We start from the raw sequence: 19,900 nt of genomic DNA, 5'->3' as shown, positions 1-19,900 counted from the left end.
TTGTCGCTCTTGATTGCCCTGCTTCAAATCCGGCCGAAGCCGGTCGCCGCTTAGGGCTCGGATTGTTCACGGTCGACCAATTCAAGCCCCGCCGCCATCACCCGTACTGGCCAAACCACGTCATTCGCTCAACGACGTATGGTTCTGTATATCTTTGCCTAACTTGTTCTTGCTAATCTTGCAACTGGGCTGCGGAAATGTTGGGGCCCAAGCTGTAAGCAAGGCTGACGATTGGGCAGGAGCGGGCACGATGGTCGACAAGTCGAATCTCGCGATCGTCGCAACTGATCTCGATGGGCAGCACGCCGATGACGCAGGGGCCCCTCTCGTGTCGGCCATTATCCCTTGCCTGAACGAAGAGCGCACGCTCGGCATCTGCATTCGCAAGGCGCTTGACGTTTTTTCGAAGCGGGGCATTAAGGGCGAGGTCGTCGTCGGGGACAATGGGTCGACCGATCGGTCGGTGGAGATTGCCGAGTCCCTCGGCGCGCGTGTCGTGCACCAGCGGGTCAAGGGATACGGCGCGGCGATCAGCGCGGCGGCTGAAGCTGCACGAGGCAAGTATCTCGTCATGGCGGATGCGGACGATTCCTACGACTGGAGCAGCCTAGGCGACTTCATCGACGCGCTGGAGGGTGGTGCCGAACTGGTCATGGGCGATCGCTTCGCCGGCGGTATCGAGCCCGGCGCCATGCCCGCTCTGCATCGGTATCTCGGCAATCCTGCGCTTTCAACGATTGCCCGCTGGCTTCACCATTCTCCGATACACGATTTTCATTGCGGCATGCGAGGATTCACCCGCGATGCGTTTCGCCGAATGGGCGCGCGCTCGCCTGGCATGGAGTTCGCCTCGGAGATGGTCATCAACGCGCATCGCGCAGGCCTGGTGATCCGCGAGGTGCCAATCAAGCTCTATCCGGACAAGCGCGGCCGCCCACCTCACCTGCGTTCGTTCCGCGACGGTTGGCGACATCTGCGGCTGATCGTGGCGCATGCACCCAACACCATGTATCTCATACCGGGAGCGACCTTGCTGGTGTCCGGTATTGCTGGTCTTGCGGTCCTCGCGGCGGGACCTGTCCGGATCGGAGGGTGGTATTTCGGAATTCACTTCGTCGCGCTCTCCGCGATGGCGACGCTGATTGGCCTTTCGGCCATCCTTTTCGGTATGCTGGCCAAGGTGGCGATCGCTATCTATCACCCGGGCCACGGCGGCCGGGTCGTGCCTTGGCTGATGCGCGGCCGCCCGCTGGAATGGCTGGTCTTTTCCGGCGGCATGCTCGCGGTGGCGGGCTTTGTCGCGGACGTATTGCTGGCACTGCATTGGATCTTCATAGGCGGCCCGATGGAGCAGTCGGTGCACCTGACCTTCGTGATCACCACCGCCTGCGTGGCCGGGATGTCCATGGTGCTGTCCGGCTTCGTTCTCAAGTTGCTGCTTGATAATCTGGACGATAGGCGTGCGTTCTGAGCGCTTCGACATCGAGCGCCTGGCGCGACGGAAAAAAGATAGAATCGGCGCCAGCAGGTCGGTGGTGCATTGAAAGCTGGTGGGATGAGGGGAAGCAGGGCGGTTCCGCGGATTTGGGATACGGACTGGCTGGTCTTGCGCGGGCTAGCTCGGCTGTTGCGAAAAGAGGCGAGGGCGCATGTTAGGCCGGGCACACTAATGGTCGATCTCGGCTGTGGTGACATGCCCTATGCTGACATGATGTTCGAAATGAAGATCGACTATCGCGGCGCGGATATCGGCGAGGGCAGCTTCCTGAAAATTGACGAGCAGGGCCGCGTGCCACTAGCAGATGGCATCGCTGGAGCAGTGCTTTCAGTACAGGTCCTGGAGCACGTGCGCGACCTTGACTCGTACTGCGCCGAGATTCGGAGATTGCTGCGCGATGACGGTGTGCTGTTGTTGTCTACTCACGGCAGCTGGCTCTACCACCCTCACCCTGAGGACCATCGTCGTTGGACACGCACCGGACTTGTCGTAGATCTTGCCGATCGCGGCCTCGAAGTCGAAGAGGTGCATGCGATTGCCGGGCCCTTGGCAACCACGACGCTAATCCGCCTTACGGGCTTTGCTTTCTTCCTTCGCCGCCTACCGATCATAGGCGCAATTTTGGCGTCGCTCCTTGCCCTGTTGATGAACCTGCGCGCTCAATTGGAAGATCGTCTAACGCCCGCCCAGATACGCGACGACAATGCCTGCGTTTTCTTGGTCCGCGCTCGGAAGGCAGCGATATGAGCGTGCGCACGCCCTTCGCCTATATGGTGATCGCCGGCATCTGCATCGCGCTGCACAACGTGGTCATCATCTTGTCTGACAGGGTCGGGATACGTTTGTGGCTGGCCGTACTGTTGTCCTTCTGCGTCGTGGCGGGCACTGGCTATGTGCTTCATAGCGTATTCACCTTTCGGCGACCATTGGCTCCCATAACCTTCGCACGGTACGTCATTGCAATGATCGCCAACATACCATTGGCATTTGTCACCATATGGTTTTGGCATCAGCAGGCCGGCCTGCCGATGGTGTTCGCCTCGCCACTTGCCTCGGTCTGCATGCTGGCGCTGAACTTCCTGCTTGGTCGATGGGCTATCGCCACGCCAAACCGCTGGATGACGGGGGGACCATGACCTTGGCCACGGCAATGGGCCCGATCGATCCGAAGCTTCTGCAGGACATCCTGTCGCGTCACCTCGCCTTTTATCGAAACAAGGCGCCGACTTATCAGGCGGTTATGCTCGATAGTCTACGCGAGCTGTGGGACAAGCAGCATTGCAAATTGCTCGACGTCGGTGGTGGCACTGGGGTGATCGCTCAAGCCATAGCCGAACTCTTTCCGGTGGATGAGGTGCAGACAGTGGACATGGTTGACCGTTTCTGCCCTTCGCTGAGCGTGCTGACCAAGCAGTATGACGGCAAAACCCTGCCTTTCGCGGACCGTAGTTTTGATGCGGCGACACTCAACAATGTAGTACATCACGTTCCAGTCACAGCACGTACGGACTTGCTGCGTGAAATTCGGCGCGTGGTTGATGGTCCGCTTTACATAAAGGATCACGAAAGCTGCGGAAGGCTGGACGACCTGCGCCTCACCGCAATGGATGCGATAGGCAATATCCCATTTGGCGGAATGATCTGGGCGCGCTACTTGAAGCGGGCAGAATGGGGGAAGTTAGCAACCGAAAGTGGCTACCGCATTGCTCGTCGCGCTGCGCCGAAGCAATATCGAAAAAGCATCCATGAACTGCTGTTTCCCAATCGTCTCGAAGTGACAATGCGCTTCGAGCCCGCTTGATGGGTCGGTCCGATGCGCATTTTGACCGTCAGCCATTTCTATGAAGGTCACGGCGGCGGCATAGAGCGTGTGGCCGGGCATTTGTGCCGACAATTCACGCAACTGGGCGTTCAGGCTGTTTGGGCCGCCAGCGATGCCGATCAGCCGCCGGAAAGTGACGTTGAAGCGGTCCCTCTTGCCTGCGTCGACCCAATCGAGAAGGTCATTGGGCTGCCAATGCCGCTGGCGCGCGTCCGTGCGATTCGCGCGCTGGCCCGCGAAATGCACCGTAGCAATGCGGTCGTAGTGCACGATGCGCTGTACATGACATCGATCCTGGCATTGCTGATGTCGAAGGCTTTCCGCAAGCGCGTGGTGCTGATCCAGCATATCGCCGGCATCCCCTTTTCTTCGCGCATTCTCCGCTCCGTGATGGCACTAGCCAACATCGTCATCACGCGCCCGATGCTCCGAGCCGCTGACGCAGTTGTGTTCATCAGCGACACCGTGCGCCATGATCTTGTGGGCACGCCAGCGCGCATTCCCTTCCAACTGCTGTTCAACGGTGTTGACGGTGCGATTTTTCATCCCGCTTCAGGCCCGCTGCCTGTGCCGGAGGCCCCTGCGGCGATCTCGATCCCCCTGGGTACGCGTCGCATTCTTTTCGTTGGTCGCTACGTCGAGAAGAAAGGACTGTCGGTGCTGCGGGCCTTGGCTGCGTTCCGCCAGGATCTCGCATTTTTGATGGTCGGCAGCGGCCCGATCCACCCCGGCAAATGGGGACTTGCCAATGTTCACGACCTTGGTGTCCAGAGCCCTCAGGCCCTGGCGGACCTTTATCGGGGGGCTGACTTCCTGCTGTTGCCGAGCGTCGGAGAGGGCTTTCCGCTCGTTATTCAAGAGGCAATGGCCTGCGGGCTGCCTGTCGTCTGCGGCGAACCGAGCAACCGTGCCGACCCAGGCGCGGCCAAATGGCTGCGTGGCGTTGCCATCGACCTCACCGATCCCGACGGGTCGGCCAGGCGTTGCGCCGATGCCATCGACAGCCTTGCCCTCACCTCCGAGGAGCGAGCCGCCATGGCTCGTTACGCGTTGGCGCAGTACGACTGGCGGGCAACGGCGCTCGGCGTGCTGACCTTGGCAGGCGGAGGAGTGGCCAAACCTTGACCTACTTCGCCATGGTCGATGCGGTTTCGCGTCCGCATCTGGCCGAAGTTCAGGCGCTTTCGGCCCTGGCCTGTGCTTGAGGCCTTCCAGCAACGAACACCGAACAGGGTTCCAAACGTCTGGGCCGTGTGGCCTAGCCAATTTTCTTAATTAACGTCGCTTAAATCTGAGGTTCATTCCAGGGCGGGATTGAATGCGATCAGAAGCAGGTCTGACTGATTTATTCGGTGCAGGATCGCGCCGCTTAACGATCTTTCTACGCGCTTTGATCGTACTGAAGATCGCGTTGTTGTTCGCCTTGGCTTGGAATTGCCGATTCGTCATGGACGAATTTGGTCAGCTTGGATACGCGAAGCATTTGTTTAATGGGCTGTTCGCCACCGTGCAGCCAAGCAAGGCGGTCGGTTCCACCGCCTTTTACAAGCTGGCTCACCTGATCGGTTGGGATGCCACGTCCATTCTGCTTGTCGGCCGTATGCAGACCGCGTTGCTGGCATGCGCGACCATTGCTTTGGTCTACGCCTGCGCTCGCGCGCTTGGGGAGGATCGGGTTCGTGCCTTGGCCATTGTCCTCGTCCTCTTGTGCTTCTCGAATTTCATGGAGCGCATCTTTCGCACTATCGCCGAACCGCTGGCGGTGTTCTTCGCCGTAGGGGCGCTGCTGGTCGTGCTACGGGCCCGTGAATTGAGGGGATGGCAGCTTGTCGCTGCCGGCGCCTTGAGCGGCCTGTCGTTTCTCGCAACGCAGAAATCAATCTACTTCAACCTTGCGCTAGGCCTTGGCCTGGTCGCCGACGCGGCTTTGATGAGACGCTACCTGGCAGGCATGGTCCGCGGGGCATGGCTCGTGCTGGGATGGACTCTGCCTATAATCGCATATTGCTTCATCTTCGGCGGCGCCGACCCTGTTCCCATCGCCAAGAGCTTGGTGTTCGGCCCTCTTGAGGTCGCAACGCGCGGCGGCGGTGACTACGGGGGGCTGAGGCGCTTCGTGGTTCAGACGCTCGCGCGCAATTATGTTCTTTACGTCTTCTGTTTCGCCGGCATGGCTCTGTCTCTGATACAGATCATGAAGCTCGACGAGCGGAGGCGAATTGCGCTGATCTTCTCTGTCGTCATCACGGTGCTGGTCTTCGCGCACGACCAGCCGTGGCCCTACGTGTTCATCATGGCGTTGCCGTTCATGTCGCTATGGTCGTTGACGATGCTCGACGGCCTCGCAGCCCGCGCGCGTTATCTGCGCCTGGCGTGGATAGCCTTGGTCACGGCGATGGCCATAAGCTTCGTTGCCAATATACTTTACTTTCGCTTCGACAATACGGCCCAACTTGAGCTGGTGGCGCGTGCGGAGTCATTGCTTGCACCCGACGAGCGGTACTTCGACGGCATAGGAATGTTGCCCAATCGAATGGAGCCAACAACTTTGTGGCTCGACAAACACTACGTGCTCGCGACCTTGCGGGAAAGCGGGCGTTCCGAGGCTTACAATGTGCTTAGCAAGTCTCGCCCGAAGCTGATCCTGTGGTCCTACCGGATGGACTATATCTATCCGGTAGTCGCGCCCCTGATTTTGAACAGCTATGTCCGTGTGGCGCCAAACCTCAGGATCGCTGGTTTCCGCCTGCAACCCGGTGAGCGGAAGATCTTTGATGTTCCTATTGCTGGAACTTATGCGCTCTACAGCGCCGATGGAACGCCTTTGCGGGGCCGGGTCGAAATCGACGGCACCGTGCTTGATCCGCCATTTCACCTTGCGATCGGGCCAAAGACCGTAACATTACGCAACGGTGCGGGCGAAGCCCTGCTGCTGCCAGCGGGCTCTTACGCCGGACATTTCAAGGCCGGCGGCGACAATGATCTTCTATTTGATGGCGTCTACGATTGAGCGATGAGGCGAGTGATGACGGTCCCGCCGACGCCAGTTCGCAGGCAACCCAACCGGGCGTCTGACCTGGCAGCTAGGAGGTCGCGACTTCGGCAGGCTGAGGCGCCTTGCGCTGCAGGTTGAGCAGATTGCCGGTCAGGATCAGCAAGGCGCCCCCGGCGGTGAAGACATCGATCTGCTCGTTGTAAAGCAGCCATCCGATCAGCGCAGACAGCGGCACGCGCAGGAAGTCCATCGGCGAAATGACGGTCGCATCGGCGTGGCTGAGCGCGCGGGCCATGCAGAAATGGGAGGACATGCCGGTGAAGGCGACCACCAATATCGACGGCCACAGTTCGACTGCCGGGTTGCGCCAGACATAGAGCGCCGGGACGAGGCCGACCACGGACTGAATGATCAGCATCCAGAAGATGATGCGTACGACGCTGTCGGTTCGCGTCAGCGACTTGACCATGACCACCGAGACGCCGAAGCACATTGCGGCTCCCAGCACGACGAGATGCCCGGGATCGACCGAGCCGACGCCGGGACGCACGATTATCACCACGCCGATCAGCCCCAGCACGATTGCCGTCAGCCTGGCCCGCGACAGCCTTTCGCCGAGAAAGCTCACCGCCAGGATCGCCGTCCAGATCGGGGTCGTGAACTCGATCGAGATCAGCACGGCCAGCGGAATCAAGGTCAGCGCATAGAGCCAGGCGGCCTGGCCGGCATAATGGACCACGTTGCGGGCAATGTGGGCGAGCGGGCGCTGGGTGCGCATCGCCCTAAAGCCGCCCCCCATCAGCACCAGCGGCAGCAGGATGAAGAAGCCGATCACCGAGCGCAGCTCCAGCACCTGGAAGACATTGAGCGCGGCCGTCGCGGTACGGCCAGCGACCGACATCGCCAGGAACGAGGCGATCGACAGCGCCATCCAGAGCGCGGCCTTGGTGATCGAGGGAGCGGGTGCCATTGGCGCTATGTCGCAAGACCGTCGTTGTGCCGCAACCGGTAGTCGCGGCATTCGACTGGGCCAGACGGCCGCATTCGGGCTCAGCTTCCGGCGAGCGACAGTGCGCGGGCGCGCTCGCGCAGCAGCTCAAGCAACTGGTTGCGACGCGGCTCCGGCGTATCGACCGGCAGCACAAAGCAAAGCGTCGTGTTGATGGCGCCGTGGCTGTCGCGGATGGGAGCCGCCATGCACCAGGTGAAACGGTCGGCGAGCGCCGAGGTCTCGCTGAAGCCCTGCCGGCGAGCCAGGTCGACGTCGGCGAAGAATTCGTCGGGAGCAATGACCCGGCCGTCGGGGAGTTCGTAGTCGGCGGCAGGAATGAAATCCTTGAGTTCCGTCTCCTGCATATGGCCGACCAGCAGCCGCCCCGACGCCGTCCAGGGGATCGGCACCTCGACGCCGACAGCGCTCGAGATGCGGAAAGGGCCAGGGGAATCCCGGCAATCGAGAACGACATATTTGTTGCCGCGCAGACCACAGAGCTGAACGGTCTCGCCGGTCTCGGCCGCCATCCTGTCCAGCGTTTCAAGGATGCGGCGATAGTGTGCGTTGTGATGCGAGTACGCCCATCCGAACAAGTGCATCGCCCGCCCGAAATAGACGTAGCCCTCGGACCCGACATTTTCGAGCATCTCGGCTCCGAGCAGGCTGTTGACGATCTCATAGGTCGTCGAACGGGGTGCGTTGATCATCTTTGCGATGTCGCCGATGCGCATCGGCGCGCGATGCTTCAGCAGGGCCTCGAGCAGCATGATGACGCGGTCGATGCCGCGGCGGCGCTCACCGGCCTGCGGTTGCACCCCGGCGCCTGCCTCGATCAAACCAGTTGCGCCTTCGCTCATGCCAGCCGCCCAAAAATCATTTTCGGCTCTCGTCTCAAGACGCTTGAAAGATGTCAAGGCTCAGTCTAGCATCCAGTTTGTCCGATATACAGACACGTTGTCTGGAATATCGGACAAACTAACGAGCCGGGCAGAAGAAGTCCAGACGACGAACAAGCGGTTTCCGCGACGCGGCGACCGCGGTGTTTCGCCGTCCCGACTCCGCGCGTCCGGACAAGAGCTACAGAAGGGGAACCGTCATGAAGAAGTCATCGTTTTTCGTATCCGCCAGCGCCTTTTGCCTCGGTCTCGTCCTGGCCGTGGGTGTCGGCTCGCAGGCCGATGCGGCCGCGAAGTGCATCAAGGGCGACCGCAAGGCGCCGTATACGATCGGCTGGGCCAACATCTATTCCGTGCCGACCTGGATGAAGCAGACCCAGGGCACGATCGAAGCCGAGGTCGAGGCGCTCAAGAAGCAGGGGCTGGTCGACAAGCTGGTCGTGACCGACGCCCAGGGCGACGCCAATGTGCAGATCCAGCAGATCCAGTCGATGATCGATTCCAATGTCGACGCCATCATCCTGATCGCCGGTTCCTCGACCGCTCCGGCGCGCGTGATCGCGGATGCCTGCGCCAAGGGTATCGCGATCATCAACTTCGACAGCCTGGTCGATACCGACCAGGTGACGGCCAAGGTCAACACGGATTCCTCGCAGTGGGGCGACCAGGCTGCGAAGTTCCTGATCGACGCCATCGGCGGCAAAGGCAAGATCCTCATCCTCAACGGTCCGGCCGGCGTTTCGGTCAGCGACGACCGCCGCAAGGGCGCCGATGCCGAGCTCAAGGCCCACCCCGACGTGAAAATCCTCGCCGAGACCAACACGCCGTACAATGTCGCGCCGGCCCAGGAAGCCGTCACCAGCCTGCTGTTCGCCAATCCCGAGATCGACGGCATCCTGTCGCTTGGCGGCGCGCTCTCGGCCGGTGCGGTGCTCGCGCTCGACAAGCAGGGCCGCGACCAGGTGCCGATCACCGGCGAGAATGCGCGCCAGTTCCTCGAGCTGTGGAAGGAAAAGGGCCTGAAGAGCTGGGCGACCATGCAGCCGAACTGGCTCGGCGCCTTTGCCACCTACACCGCGGTCCAGGCGCTGGAGGGTAAGGACGTGCCGGCCTTCGTCAGGATTCCGCTGCCGGTCATCGACAATTCCAACATCGATCAATACCTCGCCCGGGCGAAAGATTTCCCGGCTGACGGTTACATCTATTCGCCCTACGATGAGGAGCTGTTCAAGAAGCTGCTGGCGCAGAAGTAGGCCGGAAAGGTCGCAGCATTGACCATGGCTCCGCTCCTTGCCGCGCGGGGGGTGTCGAAGGCGTTCTTCGGCAACCCCGTCCTGCGCGACGTCTCCATCGCTCTCCAGCCGGGCCGCGTGCATGCGCTGCTCGGCGAGAACGGCGCCGGAAAGTCGACCTTGATCAACCTCCTGTCGGGCGCCTTGCGCCCGGACAGCGGGACCATCGAGGTCGATGGGCGTGCCGTGGCACGCATGACGCCAGCGCTCGCGCGGCGGGCCGGCATCGCCGTCGTGCAGCAAGAGCTCAGCCTGACGGCCAGCCTTTCTATAGCCGAGAACATCGGCATCGGCGCCTATCCCAAGCGCTTCGGGCTAGTCGATTACAAGGAGCTTGCCGCGCGGGCGAAGGCGGCATGCAAACTTGTCGGCCTCGACGAGCCGCTGTCGACACCAGTTGGGAATCTATCCCTCGGGCGACGGCAGATGGTGGAGATCGCCAAGGCTCTCTATCGCCGGCCGCGCGTGCTCATCCTCGACGAGCCGACCTCGTCGCTCTCGGCGACGGAAACGAAAATCCTCACCGCCCTGTTGGGACGGTTGCGTGGAGAAGGCGTCGCCATTCTCTACATCTCGCACCGGCTCAACGAGGTGATGGCGCTCTGCCAGCATGTGACCGTGCTGAAGGACGGCACCTGCACGGCCGACCGGTCGCTGGAGGGAACCGACGCGACTGGATTGGTGCGCCTGATGGTCGGCCGCGACCCCGGCGATCTCTTTCCGAAATGGCAGCCGTCGGTATCGCCCGGCGCCGCCATCTCGGTCCGCGGCTTCTCGGCCGGCCTGATGCAAGACGTCGACCTCGACATCGGGACCGGCGAGGTGCTGGGCATAGGCGGCCTGGTCGGTCAGGGGCAGGAGGATCTGCTGCTCGGTCTTTATGGGGCCATCCCGGCGAGGACGGTTTCGGCGACGGTAAACGGCGCGTCGGGCCTGCCGGGCAATGTGCCGAAAGCCAACGCGCTGGGGCTCGCCTATGTGCCAGCCGACCGTAAGCGCGAGGGCCTCCACCTTATTCATCCGATCATCACCAACATGATGTTGCCTTCCCTCGCGAGGCTTCCGTCGTTGAAGCTACGCAGCCGCAAGGCTGAACGCCAGAAGGGAAGGGATCTCGCCGCCCAGCTTTCCATCAAGGGCGACCTGCAGCGTCCGGCGCAGGCCTTGTCGGGCGGCAATCAGCAGAAGGTCGCGCTGGCGAAGTGGATGCCGCACGATCCGCTGGTGCTGCTGCTCAACGATCCGACGCGTGGCGTCGACGTCGGGACCAAGCGCGAAATCTATCTGATGCTTCGCGCCTTCGCCGCCGCTGGCAAGGCGGTCGTGCTGCTCAGTTCCGATACGCCGGAACTGGTGCATCTATGCGACCGCGTCGCGGTGGTTCGTGAAGGCCGGGTCGCCAGGATGCTCGAGCGTGCCGCGCTGAGCGAGGAAGCCATCGTGTCGGCGGCGATGGGTGCAGAGAGGCGGAAGGTGGCGGCATGAGCATCATTCCATCCGCGAGAGCCGACGGCGCGCTCTACTGGCAGGTGCAGGCGCGCCGCAACATCGGCGTTCGCAGCCTCTTCCTGGTGGTGCTGGCGTTTCTCATCGCTTATGCCGTGCTTTTTCCGGGCCTGTTCACGGTCTCCGGCTTTGCCAAGTTCACCCAGAGCTGGTTCCCGCTGGCGCTGGTGGCGATGGCGCAGGCGATCCTCATGCTCACCGGCGGCATCAGCCTTGCGATCGGCGCGACCGTCAGCCTCGGCGCGGTCATTGCCGCGACCACCATGGGCGGACCGCTGGGCGTCGCCGGCGGCGCGGCCGCCGTGGCGCTTGCCGGGCTCGGCATCGGCGCCGCGACCGGCTTCATCGTGGTCAGGCTGCGCCTGCCGGCGATCGTGGTGACGCTCGCCGGCTCGTTCATCATCGGCGGCGCCGCACTGCTGATCCTGCCGAGGCCTGGCGGCTCCATCCCGGCTTGGCTGTCCGACCTGCTTGCCGGCGACACGCCAGCGGCGTTCGTGCTGCTGGTGGTGGTCGTCCTGCTGTGGAAGCTCTATCTCGCCACGCCGCTTGGATTGAGCCTCTATGCCGCCGGCGAGAATCCGGTCGGGGCTTACCGTTCCGGTGTGCCGGTCGACGCGGCGCGTGTGGCCGCCTATGCGATCAGCGGCCTCTTGTCGACCGGCGCCGGGCTGTTCGTCGCCGCGCAAACGGGCTCTGGCGATCCGGTCATCGGCACCGCCTTCACGCTCAATTCCATTGCCGCTGCCGTGCTTGGCGGCATTGGCTTTCTCGGCGGGCAGGGCACCATGCGAGGCGCGCTCGCCGGCAGCCTGCTGCTCAGCCTGATGATTAGCGTGATGTTCTTCCTCGGCTTCACCCCGGTAGCGCAGTATGTCGCGCAAGGGCTGATCATCATCGGCGCGGTCGCCATCCCGCAATTCCGCAAGGTGCAGCAATGACAGCCTGGACCGACAGCCCCGGCGGCAGACGCGCCAGGGCGATCCTCACCAGCCGACCGTCCCTTACCCTTGCCATCGTCGTCGCAGTCTGGATCGCGGCGAGCTTCGCATCGCGCGGCTTCGGCGCCTACGGACATCTGCGCTACCTGGTAGAACTTGGCGCGGTGATCGGCCTCGTGGCGGCCGGGCAGACCTTCGTGGTGATCGCCGGCGGCATCGATCTCTCGGTGGCAGCGATCGTCACCGTCAGCGCCATCAGCCTGCCGCTGCTGTCATGGCAGGCCGATCCGACCGGCCTTGCCTCCGTGCTCGCGGTGCTTGCGCTGACCACAGCTATCGGCGTGGTCAACGGGTTAGGCGTGGCGCTGCTGCGCGTCCATCCGATGATCATGACGCTTGCCATGGCGACATTCCTGCAGGGTCTGCTGATCATCATTGCCGGCGGCAGTGCCGTCACCGCCGAGAACCCGCTGGTTCATTGGCTTGGCAATGCGCGGCCGGCCGGCATCCCGGCTGGCATCCTGCTGTGGATCGCGGTTTCCGTGCTCGTGCTGACGCTGATGCATGCAACGCCTTTCGGCGCCCGCATCTTCGCCATGGGCGCCAATCCGCTTGCGGCTTCGCTGTCGGGCGTGCCGATCATTTCCACGACATTGGCCGTCTACGGCATCAGCGGATTCACGGCGGGGCTCGCGGGCGTGCTGGTGCTCGGCATGAACGGGCAGGGCTATGTCGGGATCGGCGATCCTTATCTGCTCGCCTCGATCGCCGCAGTGGTGCTTGGCGGCACCTCGATCCTCGGCGGGCTCGGCACCTATGCCGGCACCATCCCGGGAGCCATCCTGCTGGTGACGATCACTGCGCTGATCACCGTGGTCAATGCATCGCCCGGCTGGCGCAGCATCCTGTTCGGTTCGCTCATCCTCGGGCTCCTGCTGCTCTCAGGCAGGGAGCAAGCCCGGCGATGACCCGGCGTCCAGGCGATAGATGCGAGCGGCGTTGCCAAAGAACAGCGCCGCCTGCTCGTCCCGGGAAAGATCGGCGGTGATCACCTTGAAGCTGTCATATACCTCATTGAACGAGGCGTGCAGGCCGGCGACCGGGAAGTCGGAGCCGAACATGGCGCGCTTCATGCCGAAGCAGTCGATGCAATGCAGAACGATCGGCCGCAGACTTTCGAGCGTCCAGTCATGATCGTAAGCGACCAGGTCGGATATCTTGATGGCGACGTTGTCGCGCTCGGCCAGCCGCCGCAGCCCGTCTCGCCATCTCTGCAAGCCTTCGGGGTCACGGTCGATCGGGCTGCCGCAATGGTTGAGGACGAATTGCTGGTCGGGAAAGGCCGCGGCGAGGTGCGCTGCCTCGGCCAGTTGGCGTGGAAACACCATCAGGTCGAAGGAGAGCCCGTACCGGGCGAGCGAGCCAAGGCCGGCGCGCCAGGCGGGATCGTCCATTATGCCGTCGCGAGCGGCGAAGCGCCGGGCGGGATCAGGGTCCCAGCTCAGAATGTCGCGTATGCCGATGACGCGGTCGAACGCGGCCTGCGCCTCGATCAACTCCGCCGCGTTGTGGCTCGCCAACGGCACATGGACGACGTAGCGCGCCGCTACGCCGCCGCACGACTTGTCGAGCGTCTCGAGCCAGCGGGTCTCGCCGACGCTGTCGTCGCTCGCCCAGCCGGCTTCGACATGGACGCTGGCGACGACATTGTGCCGGGCGGCGTCGCGCAGATAATCCTCGGGCAGATAGTTGCGGCGCAAGGCATCAAGCTCGCCGAGGCCGCCGCGTTCGCCGGCATAGGCGGTCAGCCAGGGATGGCGGCCGAGGCTGAGATCCCAGAGATGGTGATGGGCGTCGATGATGGGTCCGGAGTAGGGATTTGGCACGCGGTTCCCTCAGGCCTTGGCCGGCAATCGGTTGAGCCATTGTTCGGCGACGGAAGGGTTAGCATCGGATGAGCGAGAACACACCGGCCCAATCGCTTGTCGTGCATGAAAATTTCATGCTCGACGATCGTATCCGTGGCGTGCCCCCCGGCACGTCCGGATTGGATTCCAGCCTGGCCGGACAGCAAGGCTGGCATCCGGCCGATGGCCGCATGTCGCTGCCGCTGCTCACCCTTGACGAAGCGGCCTTCGCCTCAAATCGCGACTTGTTCCTGCGTTATGCGCGCGAGCAGGGCGCTGCGGTCGCGCCGCATGCCAAGACGCCGATGGCGCCGGATCTCGCCCATTCGCTGGTCAAGGCCGGTGCCTGGGGCACGACGGTCGCCGATATAAGGCAGGCAACGGTGATGCTGAAGGCGGGTCTCTCGAGACTGATCATTGCCAACGAGGTCGGCGGCGCCGGTGGTGCAGGCCGGCTCGCGAAACTGACTGGCGCGTGGCCGGATGCCGAGCTCTATGTCTTCGCCGACTCGGTCGCGGCCGTGCGGGCGCTGGCGGATGCGTGGCGGGCAGCTGCCGATCTCCCGCCGTTGCGTGTCCTGGTCGAGCTCGGCGCGGCGAGGGCCGGCGCACGAACCACGGCCGAGGCCGAAGCAATCGCCGATGCCGTCGCTGCGACCGGCGGACGGCTGCGCATTGCCGGCGTCGGCACCTATGAAGGTGCTGCCGCTCAGCCTGATTCGCTGCGCACCGATGAAGCGGTCTCTGCGCTGCTGGCATCGGTGGGCGACATGTTCCTCAGGCTCCGCGCTCGCCTCGGCGGCGAGGCTCCCCTGGTCGTGACGGCCGGCGGGTCGGTCTTCTTCGACAGGGTGGTGGCGGCGCTTTCGCCGCTGGTCGAACAGGACGGCAAGGCGACGCTGGTGCTGCGCAGCGGTGCCATCTTCTTCCACGACCACGGCGTCTATGACCGATCGCTTGGCGCGGTCGACAGCCGCAGCGGTTTCGAGCTCGGCGGCGCCACCGCCTCGGCGCGCAATTCTTTCCGTCCGGTCCTGCGTGTCTGGGCCGAAGTGCTTTCGCGGCCGGAACCTGATCTCGTCATTTGCGGCATGGGCATGCGCGACGTCTCCTTCGACCAGGGTTTTCCCAAGCCGCTCAGGGTGTATCGTTCGGGCGAGCCGCTGCCGGCTTCACCTGAGAAATCGCAGGTAGTCAAGCTCAACGATCAGCATGCCTTCCTGGCTCTCCAGCCTGGCGACGACATCGCGGTCGGCGACGTCATCGAATTCGGCATTTCGCATCCCTGCACCTGCCTCGACCGCTATCGCGTTATTTTCGGTGTGGATGAGACCGGTCGTGTGGCCCATGCCATTCCGACTTATTTCGGCTGACCAGGCCTCCAAAAAGAACTCGAAAGGATCCGAGATGATCAAATACTTCCAGTCCGGCTCTCGCATGTCGCAGGCGGTGGTGTATGGCGGCATGGTGCATATAGCCGGCCAGGTCGCCAACGACCGCAAGGGGGGCATCGAAGCGCAGACCAGCGATGTTCTGGCCAAAGTCGAGGCGCTGCTGCATGAGGCCGGCAGCAGCAAGTCGAAGCTCGTGGCGGTCAACATCTTCCTGCCGCAGATCGGCGATTTCGACGCGATGAACAAGATCTACGATGCCTGGGTGGATCCCGAGCGCCTGCCGGCACGCGCCTGCGTCGAAGCGCGTCTGGCCGACCCGGACCTGCGCATCGAAGTCACCGCCGTCGCGGCCGCCTGAGAGGACAGCATGCATACCGGCCTTGTCCACACGCTCGATTTCGACCGCGAAGGCAAAACGCACGGCTATCTCAGCATTCCGTTCTCGGTCGACCGCTCACCCTATTTCCAGGTCAAGGTACCGATCTGCACCATTCGCAACGGGAAGGGTCCCTCACTGCTGCTGATGGCTGGCAACCACGGCGACGAGTATGAGGGCGAGCTGTCGCTGGCCAAGCTGATCCGCCGGCTCGATCCGGCCGCAATCAGCGGTCGCATCACAATCCTGCCGATGGCGAATGCGCCGGCGGTTATGGCCGCCAAGCGCTGCTCGCCGCTGGACGGCGGCAACCTCAACCGCGCGTTCCCGGGCGATCCGACGGGCACGCCGACCAGTCGGCTCGCCCATTTCCTGGAAACGGAACTGTTTCCCCGTCACGATGTCGTCTTCGACATCCATTCGGGCGGCACCTCGATGGAGCATCTGCCGACGGCGCTGGTCGAGCGCAATGCCGATGCCGAGCGCCATCGGCGGGGTGTCGAGCTAATGCGCGCGCTCGGGATGCCGTTCGGCTTCGTCGCAGACAACGGCCAGGCCTCGCCGACCTCGATGGGTGCCGCGCGCCGGGCTGGCGCCATCGGCGTCAGCGGCGAATTCGGCGGCGGCGGAACCGCTACCGTCAATTCGATGACGCTTACCGCTCGCGCGCTCGATCGCCTGATGGTCGAGCTGGGCGTGGTCGCGGCGCCGGTGCTCACATCGGACGCAGAGCCGGCGAAGCCGACGCGGTTGCTTTCGCTGTCGAGGCACAGCCAGGGCATCTACTCGACGCGGCGCGGCTGGTTCGAGCCTGCGGTCCGCCTCGGCGACAGCGTCAGTGCTGGCCAGCTGGCGGGATGGTATCACGATCTCGAACGGCTGGAGCTTGCCGAGGAGGCGATACGTTTCTCCGAAAGCGGCATCGTGCTGTCGCGCCGGCTGCACACCATGTGCGAGGCGGGCGACTGCCTTATGCAAGTGGCCGAGCCGGTCGAAGGCTGACGCCGGCCCGGAAGGGACGAAGAACCGAAGATGAGCATGCAGCTTTCGATGTGGACCTATCCCTGGGACATTCAGGATCTCGGCCTGGAGACGGTCGAGCGCGATATTGTCCAGCGCGCCGGCCTCAACATGATCAGCCTGGCCACCTCCTATCATGCCGGTCGCTTCCTGCAGCCGCGTAGCCCGCGGCGAAAAGCCTATTTTCCAGAGGATGGCACCATCTATTTCAAGCCGTCAGCGGCGCGATGGGCCGACCTCGCCATCCAGCCCAAGGTCGCGGATGTGATCAGCGAAGGCGGCGACGTGCTTGGCCAACTCGTCCGCCGGCGGGAACAGGGCGGCCCCGGGGTCTCTTGCTGGACGGTGTGCCTGCACAACACCCGCCTCGGCATGCTTCATCCCGAGGCGGTCACTCGCAACGCCTTCGGCGATCCCAACTATTACAATCTCTGTCCCTCGCATCCCGACGCGCGCGCCTATGTCCGGGCGCTGGTTGCGGACATCTCGCACGGCTACAAACCGGACAGGATCGAACTCGAAAGCCCTTCCTTCATGGGATTTGCCCATGAGTACCATCACGAAAAGGACGGCGTCGGCCTCACGCCCGAGGAGGATTTCCTGCTGTCGCTGTGCTTCTGTCCCTCCTGTGTCGATCGCGCAGCCAAAGCCGGGGTCAACGCCGAACCGGCGCGAGCGCTCGTCCGGCAATGGATTGTCGAGACCTGCGAGCGCGCAGTGCCGGAGCGGCGCTTCCCCAGCTTTCCAGCGAGCGGACTCGAGGTTTTCGGGCCATGGCCGGAGCTACACGCCTATCTCGTCTGGCGCTTCGAGCCGGTGACCAGTCTGATCGCCGAGCTGCGCGAGGTGGCGCATCCGGTCACCAAGGTCCTCATCATCGACCTCAAGGAAGGCTGGCTGGGCGGCTGCGATCTGGCGGCTGTCGGCAAGGTCTGCAACGGGGCGATCCTGTGCGCCTATGACATGCAGGCCGAGGATGTCGCAAGCCTGGTGACGGACGGCCGCGCCGCGCTCGGCGCCGGCAAATTTCTCGGCACCGGCTACCGGCTTTTCTACCCGGAAATGGCGGGTCCGCAGTTGCTAGCGGCGAAGGTCAGCCCGGCGCGGACAACTGATGTCGATGGCATCAATTTCTATAATTACGGGCTGGTGCCGGCAGCGCGGCTGGATTGGGTGAAGGCCGCGCTCTCGGCCTGAGCCGCCGCCGGCTTAAAATACCCTCACGCCAACCGGCCTTGTTTCAAAACGGTCATATCGGCGGGGGAACCTGCCAAGATCGCTTGCGTTCCTGAGTCTGCTTGCGCCTTCCAAAGCCAGGAGGCGTGTTTCGGCTCCAACGGGGGAGAATTTCGATGAGACCAGTGGTTCCGCTCGTTCTCGCCGGCTGCCTGATGACTGCCGCGAGCGCCTACGCCGACGATGCAGATTTCCTGCGCTCGTTCCAGGGCAGCTTCGCCGGCAACGGCACCTTCAAGGTGAGCGCGAATGCGCCGACGGTGAATATCTCCTGCGACTTCAAATCCGGCGCTACCTCGACCTCGCTGTCGCTCGACGGCAAATGCCGCGGGCTGATCTTGATGACGCGGGAGATCAGCGCGGATCTGAAGGCCACCGGCAGGGGCTATAGCGGCGTCTACATCGGCTCGCGTACCGGGCCGGCGCAATTGAACGGCAGCCGTTCGGGCAACGCGCTCAATCTCGGCATTCGTTGGGCAAAGGAGGTCAATGGCGACCGCAAAGCGCAGTTGACCGTCGAAAAGACCGGCAGCGACAGCATGCGGCTGACGGTGACCGACACGGATCCAAAAACTGGCAAGACCATGGTGACGAGCCGGATCGACCTGCAGCGCACCTGATCAAGTCCCCATGAATGCCAGCCGGTCTCAGTCCTCGAGCGGCTCGGGCGGGTTGGCGGCACGGCCCTTGCCGAAGGTGTAACCGGTCTCGACGGCCTTCCTGCCGAATTTGTCGCGCAGCTCGTCGATCGCGGTTTCGGCCATTGCGCGCTTGCGCGACTGGACGTCGACCAGATCCGGCGGATCGGCCTTCCCGTCGTCGGAAAGATCGCTGACGCCGATGCCGAGCAGGCGGAATTTCGTTCCGTCGGTCTCGCGACGCAACAAATCGAGCCCGGTCTGGAAGATGCGATCGGCCAGCCGTGTCGGATCGCCAAGCTGGCGGTTGCGGGTGCGCAGCTTGAAATCCTGCGTCTTCAGCTTCAGCACCACGGTGCGCCCGGCAATGCCGGATTTCTTCAGCCGCGCCGAGACTTTTTCCGACAGGCCGCGCAGCACCGGCACCAATTCTGCCAGCGAGCCGATGTCGTTGTCGAAGGTGGTTTCGGCCGACACGCTCTTGGCATCGCCGCCGGGGTCGACGCGGCGGTCGTCCTCGCCGCGCGAAAGCCGGTAGAGCCGGTCGCCCATGACACCGTAACGGCGCATAAGCTCGCCGCGCTCCATGCGCTGCAGCTGGGCAATGGTGCGGATGCCGTCGCGCTCGAGCGTCGCGGCCAAGGCCTTGCCGACGCCCCAGATCAGCGTGACCGGCTGCCCGGCAAGAAAGCTTGGCGCTTCCGCTTCGCCGATGACTGAAAAGCCGCGCGGCTTGCGGAAGTCCGACGCGATCTTGGCCAGGAACTTGCAGTAAGAGAGACCGGCGGAAACGGTGATGCCGAGTTCCTTCTCGACGGTCTGTGCGAAGCGGGCCAGCACAAGCGCCGGCGGCATGCCATGCAGCCGCTCGGTACCGGCGAGGTCGAGAAAAGCTTCGTCGATCGACAGCGGCTCGACCAGCGGCGTCAGCGCCTGCATCAGCGCGCGCACCTCGCGGCCGACACCGACATATTTTTCCATGTTCGGCGCAATCACCACGGCCTCGGGACAGGCCTCGAGCGCCTTGAACATCGGCATCGCCGAGCGCACGCCCTGGATGCGGGCAATGTAGCAGGCAGTGGAGACGACGCCGCGCCTGCCGCCGCCGACGATGAGTGGCTTGTCCTTCAGCGCCGGATTGTCGCGCTTTTCGATGGCGGCATAGAAAGCGTCGCAGTCGATGTGAGCGATGTGCAGCCGGTAGAGTTCCGGATGACGGACAAGGCGCGGGCTGCCGCAGCGCTCGCAACGGCGCGTCTCGCTGCGCTGAGAAGCCAGGCAGTCGCGACAAAAGCCGTGTTCGGGATTGTTGACAGGAGCCGCCATCGCTGCGAACATAAAGAGAACAAACGCAATGGTACGACAGTGCAGGGCCGGCAACAAGC

At 63.5% G+C, this 19,900-nt stretch carries 19 protein-coding genes; 15 read left to right on the top strand and 4 right to left on the bottom strand.

All coding sequences use genetic code 11. From position 1 onward, the window contains the following. Positions 1-250 precede the first annotated feature (250 nt). The 6 genes from EOD29_RS26965 (at position 251) to EOD29_RS26940 (ending at position 6,330) form a co-directional block, all read left to right on the top strand. Positions 251-1,471, top strand: coding sequence for a glycosyltransferase family 2 protein (locus EOD29_RS26965; RefSeq protein ID WP_095780686.1), 1,221 nt, complete (start codon positions 251-253; stop codon positions 1,469-1,471). A gap of 198 nt (positions 1,472-1,669) precedes the next feature. Further along, positions 1,670-2,245: a methyltransferase domain-containing protein gene (locus tag EOD29_RS26960; protein WP_197504263.1), complete on the top strand. Its 576-nt coding sequence runs from the start codon at positions 1,670-1,672 to the stop codon at positions 2,243-2,245. Continuing rightward, positions 2,242-2,634: a GtrA family protein gene (locus EOD29_RS26955; protein ID WP_095826101.1), complete on the top strand. Its 393-nt coding sequence runs from the start codon at positions 2,242-2,244 to the stop codon at positions 2,632-2,634. Before EOD29_RS26960 ends, EOD29_RS26955 begins: the two co-directional genes overlap by 4 nt. Continuing rightward, complete coding sequence (locus EOD29_RS26950) at positions 2,631-3,299, top strand: class I SAM-dependent methyltransferase (protein ID WP_067000248.1); 669 nt, start codon at positions 2,631-2,633, stop codon at positions 3,297-3,299. The genes EOD29_RS26955 and EOD29_RS26950 overlap by 4 nt, the downstream gene beginning before the upstream one ends. 12 nt (positions 3,300-3,311) lie before the next feature. Continuing rightward, positions 3,312-4,445 carry a glycosyltransferase family 4 protein gene (locus EOD29_RS26945; protein ID WP_127248452.1) on the top strand — a complete coding sequence of 378 codons (1,134 nt, stop codon included), beginning with the start codon at positions 3,312-3,314 and terminating at the stop codon, positions 4,443-4,445. A 193-nt stretch (positions 4,446-4,638) separates the two neighbouring features. Then, complete coding sequence (locus EOD29_RS26940) at positions 4,639-6,330, top strand: hypothetical protein (RefSeq protein ID WP_127248451.1); 1,692 nt, start codon at positions 4,639-4,641, stop codon at positions 6,328-6,330. Positions 6,331-6,403: 73 nt separating this feature from the next. Here EOD29_RS26940 and EOD29_RS26935 read toward each other — a convergent pair whose 3' ends face one another. Together EOD29_RS26935 and EOD29_RS26930 are read right to left on the bottom strand one after the other, a co-directional pair. After that, positions 6,404-7,285 (bottom strand): DMT family transporter, encoded by an 882-nt coding sequence (locus tag EOD29_RS26935; protein WP_127240814.1) that lies wholly within the window; start codon positions 7,283-7,285, stop codon positions 6,404-6,406. Between the two features lie 80 nt (positions 7,286-7,365). Next, the gene (locus EOD29_RS26930; protein WP_127248450.1) at positions 7,366-8,166 is read right to left on the bottom strand and encodes an IclR family transcriptional regulator; all 801 of its coding nucleotides are present in this window, start codon (positions 8,164-8,166) and stop codon (positions 7,366-7,368) included. 239 nt (positions 8,167-8,405) lie between these two features. Between EOD29_RS26930 and EOD29_RS26925 the strand changes: the two genes are divergently transcribed. Genes EOD29_RS26925 through EOD29_RS26910 form a run of 4 tightly spaced genes read left to right on the top strand, consistent with a single transcriptional unit; the run spans position 8,406 to position 12,912 of the window. Further along, positions 8,406-9,458 (top strand): ABC transporter substrate-binding protein, encoded by a 1,053-nt coding sequence (locus tag EOD29_RS26925; protein WP_127248449.1) that lies wholly within the window; start codon positions 8,406-8,408, stop codon positions 9,456-9,458. A 24-nt stretch (positions 9,459-9,482) separates the two neighbouring features. Beyond that, complete coding sequence (locus EOD29_RS26920) at positions 9,483-10,982, top strand: sugar ABC transporter ATP-binding protein (protein ID WP_127248448.1); 1,500 nt, start codon at positions 9,483-9,485, stop codon at positions 10,980-10,982. Continuing rightward, on the top strand, positions 10,979-11,944 hold the full coding sequence (locus EOD29_RS26915; RefSeq protein ID WP_127248447.1) for an ABC transporter permease: 966 nt from the start codon (positions 10,979-10,981) through the stop codon (positions 11,942-11,944). Before EOD29_RS26920 ends, EOD29_RS26915 begins: the two co-directional genes overlap by 4 nt. Next, the gene (locus EOD29_RS26910) at positions 11,941-12,912 is read left to right on the top strand and encodes an ABC transporter permease (protein WP_127248446.1); all 972 of its coding nucleotides are present in this window, start codon (positions 11,941-11,943) and stop codon (positions 12,910-12,912) included. The genes EOD29_RS26915 and EOD29_RS26910 overlap by 4 nt, the downstream gene beginning before the upstream one ends. Here the strand turns inward: EOD29_RS26910 and EOD29_RS26905 are convergent. After that, the gene (locus EOD29_RS26905) at positions 12,886-13,830 is read right to left on the bottom strand and encodes an amidohydrolase family protein (RefSeq protein WP_127248445.1); all 945 of its coding nucleotides are present in this window, start codon (positions 13,828-13,830) and stop codon (positions 12,886-12,888) included. The genes EOD29_RS26910 and EOD29_RS26905 overlap by 27 nt on opposite strands. Before the next feature lie 68 nt (positions 13,831-13,898). Between EOD29_RS26905 and EOD29_RS26900 the strand changes: the two genes are divergently transcribed. From EOD29_RS26900 to EOD29_RS26880, 5 genes are all read left to right on the top strand, one after another. Next, positions 13,899-15,224 (top strand): alanine racemase, encoded by a 1,326-nt coding sequence (locus EOD29_RS26900; protein ID WP_127242075.1) that lies wholly within the window; start codon positions 13,899-13,901, stop codon positions 15,222-15,224. Positions 15,225-15,258: 34 nt separating this feature from the next. After that, positions 15,259-15,603: a RidA family protein gene (locus tag EOD29_RS26895; protein ID WP_095826090.1), complete on the top strand. Its 345-nt coding sequence runs from the start codon at positions 15,259-15,261 to the stop codon at positions 15,601-15,603. Between the two features lie 9 nt (positions 15,604-15,612). Continuing rightward, a complete protein-coding gene (locus tag EOD29_RS26890; RefSeq protein WP_127248444.1) occupies positions 15,613-16,623 on the top strand; it encodes a succinylglutamate desuccinylase/aspartoacylase family protein in 1,011 nt (336 codons plus the stop codon). 36 nt (positions 16,624-16,659) lie between these two features. Further along, a complete protein-coding gene (locus EOD29_RS26885; protein ID WP_127248456.1) occupies positions 16,660-17,838 on the top strand; it encodes a hypothetical protein in 1,179 nt (392 codons plus the stop codon). A gap of 155 nt (positions 17,839-17,993) precedes the next feature. Next, positions 17,994-18,497, top strand: coding sequence for a hypothetical protein (locus EOD29_RS26880; RefSeq protein ID WP_067000288.1), 504 nt, complete (start codon positions 17,994-17,996; stop codon positions 18,495-18,497). A gap of 27 nt (positions 18,498-18,524) precedes the next feature. Here EOD29_RS26880 and EOD29_RS26875 read toward each other — a convergent pair whose 3' ends face one another. Continuing rightward, entirely contained in the window at positions 18,525-19,853 is a 1,329-nt protein-coding gene (locus EOD29_RS26875; RefSeq protein ID WP_127248443.1) for a DNA polymerase IV, read from the bottom strand. Positions 19,854-19,900 lie beyond the last annotated feature (47 nt).

Source organism: Mesorhizobium sp. M1A.T.Ca.IN.004.03.1.1 (assembly GCF_003997555.1).
GTDB lineage: Bacteria > Pseudomonadota > Alphaproteobacteria > Rhizobiales > Rhizobiaceae > Mesorhizobium.
The sequence above is the reverse complement of the archived record's forward strand: the minus strand, read 5'-3'. Positions and strand labels throughout refer to the sequence as shown.